Below are 6,571 nucleotides of genomic sequence, written 5' to 3' on the forward strand. Positions count from 1 at the left end.
CCTCACGTACGGTTTGATGAGGAGGGGCAGAAATTTTCTGCCCTTTACTCTAGCAAAAGTCATAGGATTACTGCTTCTCTTCCTCCGGTTCGCTTGCGGCCGGCTGATGAATCGGAAGCGTCACAATCACCGTCGTGCCTACTTCCGGCTTGCTCTCGATAGTCATGTCGCCGTGATGCGCCTTCACCAGCTCGTACGTTATGGCTAAGCCCAATCCCGTGCCGCCATGGCTCGGGTTCACCTGATAGAACTTATCCATGACTTTGGCCAAATGCTCCTTGCTAATGCCGATGCCCTGATCCACGATCCGAACGACCACGTTATTCTCGTCCCACGTCGAATGGACCGTAATTACCGATTCATTCGGAGAGAACTTCACCGCATTGTCAATCAGATTGAGAAAGACCTGCTTCAGCCGGTTCGCATCGCCAGAGATAGGCTGCTCCGCGCCGCGGGAACGAACCTCAATATGAATCTGCTTCTGTTCGACCTTCATTTTTACCTGCAAGACCGTGTCTTCCAATATGCCCGACAAAGAGACCGGCGACCAATTGAATTGCAGCTTATTCTCCTGCAGCTTCGAGAAGTCAAGCAATTCCTCGACCAGCCCGATAAGCCGATCGGTCTCCTTGAGGATGACGTTCATCCCCAACTGGCTCTCTTCTTCCTCGAACTGTCCGGAGAGAAGCGTCTCGCTCCACCCCTTAATCCCGGTAAGCGGCGTGCGCAACTCATGCGAGATCGAGGAGACGAAGTCATTCTTAAGCTGATTGCTGCGGACGATCTCATGGGCCATGAAGTTGAGCGTCCGGGCCAGCTCGCCGATCTCATACTGGTATTCTTCCTTGATGCGAACATCGAATCGTCCCTTCGCCATCTGGGCGGAGGCGCTCGTAATCTCATTGATCGGCTTCACGATGGAATTCGCCAGGCCGATGCTGATAATAAGCACGACGATGAGAACTGCGATCGCAATGACAACAGACAGCAGCACGATGCTGTTAATGCGCGCATTGACCAAGTCCAGCGAAGTGACCAGACGGACGATATATACGATATCTCCCTTCGCATAGATCGGGGACGAGATCGACATCACCGCCTCTCCCGTACCCGGCTGCTTGCCGATCCACTGTCCTACCGTCCCGCTCTGGGCACTGATGACGTCGGCCGTGGCGACCGGCTTGTCCACCCGGAAGTAGCTGGACGATATCAGCACCTCGCCCTGCGGACTCAGAATCTGCACTTCCGCCTTCTTCATATTGTACTGCTTCAGCAGGACGGGTAGCCAGCTTCGGTCTTGCGTATTGACCCCCGCATTGCCTTGTTGGTAGAACGATGTCGTGACACTCAAATGAGACGACATATGGTTAGAAATCGAATCATAATAATAGGAACGGACAGCGATAAGAAATATCGCCTCCAAAATAAGCATCGTCAAGAACACGACGATAAAATAGTGCATTACTACGGAACGCCGTATTCCCGGCTTTAGCATGAAGAGGAGCCTTTCCACTTATATCCATGTCCCCAGACTGTTTCTAAATATTTCGGCGACGAAGGTTCATCCTCGATTTTCTGCCGCAGGCGGCGGATATTAACATCGACAATCTTCGGATCGCCCATATAATCTTTGCCCCATACATAGTCAAGCAGCACATCGCGGCTTAAAGTCATGTCTTCCTTCTCCATGAAGAATTGCACCAGCGAGAACTCCGTCGGAGTTAGATCAATCGCTTGGTTCTGCTTCGTGAACCGCTTCGCGATCAGATCGAGCGTGAACGGCCCCGAATGATAGACGACTTTCTGCGTAGGCTGCTGATAGGCGTTGACCCGGCGCAGAAGAGACTGAATGCGGGCCACCAGCTCCGTCGGACTGAACGGCTTGCTCACATGATCGTCGGCACCGACCGATAACGCGTATACCTTATCCTGCTCCTGAACCTTGGCCGTCAGGAAAATGATGCCCATCCGCTCATTGAACTGGCGGACGCGGCGGCATACCTCAAAGCCGTCAATGCCCGGAACCATCACGTCGAGCAGCGCAATATCAATCGTATTATCATTGACCAGAATCTGGTAGGCGTCGTTGCCGTTGGCGGCCTCCACCACTTCGAATCCGTTGCGCTTCAGGTTGATGACAATAAAGCTGCGAATGGATTCTTCATCTTCCAGAATGAGTATCTTCGTCATCTCTTCCCGTCTCCTTCTTTCATTCATTGCTTTCCCGGTTCATATCCGGAATCTTCGGGGTGCCTCTGTTCAACATCAGCGGCTCCTTGCTGAAGACGCCGATAATGGTATCTCCATACGAACTGAGATAGGTCCACTTCTCCTTGTACGTCTCCCACATTTCCGGGTTGAAAAACTTAATCTCGGCCAGTGTCTCATTCGTATGCATGTCCATGAACCGGATATATTCATCCTTCTTCGACTTCGTATCAATCGTTACCCGGCCATACCACGAATTCGGCAGCTTCAGCTGGAACCGCTCCTCATAGTCGCGGTACTGCTTCTCGACCAGCTTCAATCCGTTCTTCTCGTCCCATTGATAGTAGCTCGTGAAGTACGGAATAACATACGACTCATAAATATCCCAGCCCGATGGCATCTCCGGAATCGCGATCTCGATAATGCCATCTCCATTCATGTCACCGCTAGCTATATTATACGGCTTGATCGCCATCTCTTCCGGCAGGATAGAGACGAGCTGATTATCCTCTGTCAACTTGATAACATCCGTCACGCCGTAATTGGCGCCAGCGACCGCGTCAAGCACAATTCCTTTTTGGTTCTTGCTGATATGGCCTGAAATCATGTTCGTATACATATTCACGTCTTTGTCCAGCGTCAGTTCATTCTGCTTGGCCATCTTCCCGTCCTTGAAATCGTACATGGCCAGCACCGGCGGCATGTCGCGGCGGTTATTGACGATGTATAACTGATTCTTCCCATCTCCGTTCAGATCATCGATGACGAACTGGGAATAGGGCTGCTCGAATATTTTGACGATGCCGTCCTGCGTGAACGTGTAGACGACCAATCCTTTGTTCAGATCCTTGTCGCTGCCTCCATAGCCGACGACGAGATCCAGCTTGTTGTCATGGGTCAAGTCCACGAGCTCGACCCGATCCAAGCTGACGCCTACCCCATCGAACTCGACCACCTTGTTCCACGTCTCTCCATCGCTATGGAAGACGAGTCCGTGCAGGCGCACATCCTTGTCCGGCGTCTCGTAAAACACAATTGCCGTATCCGCCCGCCCGTCATTGTTCAGATCGGCAAGCCGTATGGCGCTGGCATCCTCGGCATTGGCCGGCCGTAACATTTCTGCCTCTTTTGGCATTTGCGAGGAAATAATGGTCATTATCTTTGCTTTATCCTCCGGAAGCCGGGGCATGCTCATTAACGACTTCGGATCCTCCAGCCAATCGCACCCGCTGAGCAGGACGCAGGCCAGGAGAAGAAGGGACACGCTCCGTATCCACCGCTTTGTCATTCCGCTTATCACTCTTTCATCAGTTCGATTTATCCTGATTATATTTTAACAGATTACATCCTCCATCATTATAAAAAAAACTGTCACCCAAAGGTGACAATACCATGACAAACCCCGTGCTAGTACCAGAGCGCATCGATTATTCCATTCTCTGCCTTGATATCCTGCAACGTATAGATGGATATCGGGAAATATTGAAAGCCGTATGCGTATGGAGCCAGCTCATACAGGCCGAAGAACAGGACAAGCGCTTTGTCCGTCATATAAAAATCTTGATCCGGCCGAATCTCGGTGAACGGCTCCAATACGGGAATGCCGCGCGCCTTAATCTGGGCGTCTACCTGCTCCGACAACACCTTCACATAAGGGGCTCCCGGCTTGAACAGATCCGCCAGCTTCAGCTCCCGCCCGTTCCTGACATCCATCGTCATCCCTGCCTGATAGGTCATCCCGTGCGCGGCATGATCTGTATATCCGTATACGAGGAGCGTGAGGCTAATATAATGGCGCTCATTCAGCTTGATCTCGTAGGAGCCCGTTACCTCCGTGTCCGGCGCTTCCCCGTAGCCGGTCATTCGAATGAGCCGGACCGCCTGACGGTGTATCGCCTTATTCATGTGGGATACCGCTTCGTCCCCGTCACGGCCGCGAATCTGAGGCACATAGACGGTCAGCTTCGGTCTGCGGATGACATACGCATCCACCTGAACCGGCAGCGGATACATTGACGTGGCATCCGCATCCGCTGCCGTTGATGTGCTCATTCCTATCCCCTCGCTTCATCATTGGTCATAATCCCAATATATGCGAGGAGCGGCGCGGCGTGACATTCGCCTAAGCGGCATTCCGCATTGCATTAATGTATGAGCGCCTTCTCCGATTGGAGCAGGCGGCGCCCCTTCACGTCGACCGCGATCCGCCCTTCCTTCATTCCCCAGATGCGGGTCGCATATTTCTCGGCCAGCTCAGCCTGATGGAACACGGCGATCACGATCTTCCGCTCCCGCTGGCACAAGCTGCGGAACGTCTCCAGCACCGACTCGGCGGCCTTCGGATCAAGCCCGAGGACCGGCTCGTCCGCCAAGAGAACGTTGGCCCCGTGCACGAGCGCGCGCGCAATGGCGACACGCTGGCGCTCCCCGCCGCTGAGCTTGCTCGTCTGGTCATGCGCTTTGTCCAGCAAGCCGAGCATCTCGAGCGTGTCCATCGCCCCCATATAATCGTCTGATCGAACAATGCCCAGAGCCATCCGCCATAGCGGCGTCTGATGGAAGCGGCCGATGAGCACGTTTTTCAGCACTTTTCGATTCAGATTAAGGACCGGATTCTGTTCCAGGTAAGCGAATTCGCGCATTACCTTGCGCTTGCCGTTGACCTGATTCTCGAAAATATTAACGCCATCGACGTTATACTTGCCGCTCGTCCAGCTCTCGCGCATCGCGATGCATTTGAGAAGCGTCGATTTCCCGCTGCCGCTTGCACCGATAACGCCGACGAATTCGCCAGGCTCGAGCTCGAAGCTCAATCGATCCAAGATCGGAGGGGCCGGCGGATACCGCTTGACCAGACGTTCTACTTTAATCATGGCATTGACTCCTCTCTATCCGTAGAAGACATTCCGTTGTGATTTCTGTCAGGTTGTTCTCCAAAATCCGCTTGCGATGCTTTTGAACATATATTTATAAGTGTAGGAAGATGAGACCTAACTTGCAAGCGTTTTTGCCTGCCGCTTGAAGATCAAGCCGAGCAGCGAGAAGCCGATGTACCAGAGGCCGAGCAGGTAGAACATACTGCCCATGGACACATATTGCAGCCCCAAGCCGGCCAGGTTCGGCCCGATAATGCTGCCCAAGCTGAAGTGAACGGATGCGATCACATTGGCGGAAGGCAGATAAGCCTTCGGCAAAATATCCGCGGCATAGGCCAAGCCAAGCGAGAAAAAGGAGCCGACCAAGCCGCCGATGAGCAGAAATAGAATCAAGATCCCCCAGACGCTCGTTCCGACGAACGGAACGAAAAGGAATCCCGCTCCTCCGGTCAGACCGCAAGCCATCAAGACCTTTTTGCGGTCGACCTTGTCGCTCAGTATGCCTAGCGGAAGCTGCAGGATAAGGCCGCCGATGCCGAAGAACGGCAGCAGGTACGAGATCCAATGCTCCTCCAGGCCGATGCGCAGCGCATAGATCGGGAAGTTGCTGTTCATCGATGCTTCCATATAGCCGTACAAAAAGGCCGGCAGCAGCGCGAACCACGCCCATTGATAAGAGCGGGCATACCGCTTCTCGGGACGGGCGCCCTCATGCAAGCCTTCCACCGGCTGATTCGGCAGCACGAACAGGACGAGCCCGATGACGACAAGGAACAGCGCGCCCATCACCAGGAACGGTGCGGAATCATGCAAGCGGAGCAGATTAATCCCAAGCGGACCGAAGCTGAAGCCAAGTCCATAGGCCATCCCGTACAGCGAAATATTCCGTCCGCGCCGGTGAGCCGGGCTGACGGAGACCGCCCACAGTTGGGTCGCGTAATGCAGCGCGCTATCCCCTAGGCCGACAATCATCCGAAGGGCGAACCAGACATAGATGTTGGGCAGCAGCGGGAACAGTACGATCGCCGCCGTTACGACAATCAGTCCGCCGAGAAGCATTCGCTTGAATCCCACCCGGAGCAGGATCCATTCGACGGCGAACATCATGGCGAAGACGCCGACGTACAAAGCCGTCGCATTCAGCGCATTCAGATCAGAAGGGACGCCCATCCGCTCCAGGAAGATGGTTAAGAGCGGGAGCAGCATCCCTTGACTCAATCCGGTAAATGTGACAACAATAATGAGAATGAAAAATTGCATGCTTGGAGAATTCGTAGTGAAACGCCTTGCTGACATGGACTTTCCTCCACAATTACTATGATTTGAACGCCTGAAGCGGCGGCACGCAGCCGCCCCCTGCAAGCTTCATTTGACACCAACATTTCAACATTATAGTAGACAATAGGATACAACACAATTCATAATGATAGAGTATGTTGTTCTTCTGTGATAATGTCACCCTATAACTGTTCTGAGATAATGTCACT

General features: G+C 53.3%; 6 protein-coding genes. All 6 read right to left on the minus strand.

Annotation, left to right across the window (positions count from 1 at the left end; genetic code table 11):
* Positions 1 to 67: 67 nt before the first annotated feature.
* Positions 68 to 1,462 (minus strand): sensor histidine kinase, encoded by a 1,395-nt coding sequence (locus DQX05_RS29680; RefSeq protein WP_119796834.1) that lies wholly within the window; start codon positions 1,460 to 1,462, stop codon positions 68 to 70.
* 26 nt (positions 1,463 to 1,488) lie between these two features.
* Positions 1,489 to 2,190: a response regulator transcription factor gene (locus DQX05_RS29685; protein WP_119796831.1), complete on the minus strand. Its 702-nt coding sequence runs from the start codon at positions 2,188 to 2,190 to the stop codon at positions 1,489 to 1,491.
* A 19-nt stretch (positions 2,191 to 2,209) separates the two neighbouring features.
* Positions 2,210 to 3,496, minus strand: a complete 1,287-nt coding sequence (locus DQX05_RS29690) for a hypothetical protein (RefSeq protein ID WP_259392311.1) — start codon at positions 3,494 to 3,496, stop codon at positions 2,210 to 2,212.
* Positions 3,497 to 3,615: 119 nt separating this feature from the next.
* A complete protein-coding gene (locus DQX05_RS29695; RefSeq protein WP_119796832.1) occupies positions 3,616 to 4,260 on the minus strand; it encodes a DUF3298 and DUF4163 domain-containing protein in 645 nt (214 codons plus the stop codon).
* 92 nt (positions 4,261 to 4,352) lie between these two features.
* Entirely contained in the window at positions 4,353 to 5,081 is a 729-nt protein-coding gene (locus DQX05_RS29700; protein WP_119796833.1) for a phosphonate ABC transporter ATP-binding protein, read from the minus strand.
* A 117-nt stretch (positions 5,082 to 5,198) separates the two neighbouring features.
* Positions 5,199 to 6,344, minus strand: coding sequence for an MFS transporter (locus DQX05_RS29705; RefSeq protein WP_119796836.1), 1,146 nt, complete (start codon positions 6,342 to 6,344; stop codon positions 5,199 to 5,201).
* Between the last annotated feature and the right edge of the window lie 227 nt (positions 6,345 to 6,571).

Source organism: Paenibacillus thiaminolyticus, assembly GCF_003591545.1.
In the GTDB taxonomy this organism is placed as follows: domain Bacteria; phylum Bacillota; class Bacilli; order Paenibacillales; family Paenibacillaceae; genus Paenibacillus_B; species Paenibacillus_B thiaminolyticus_A.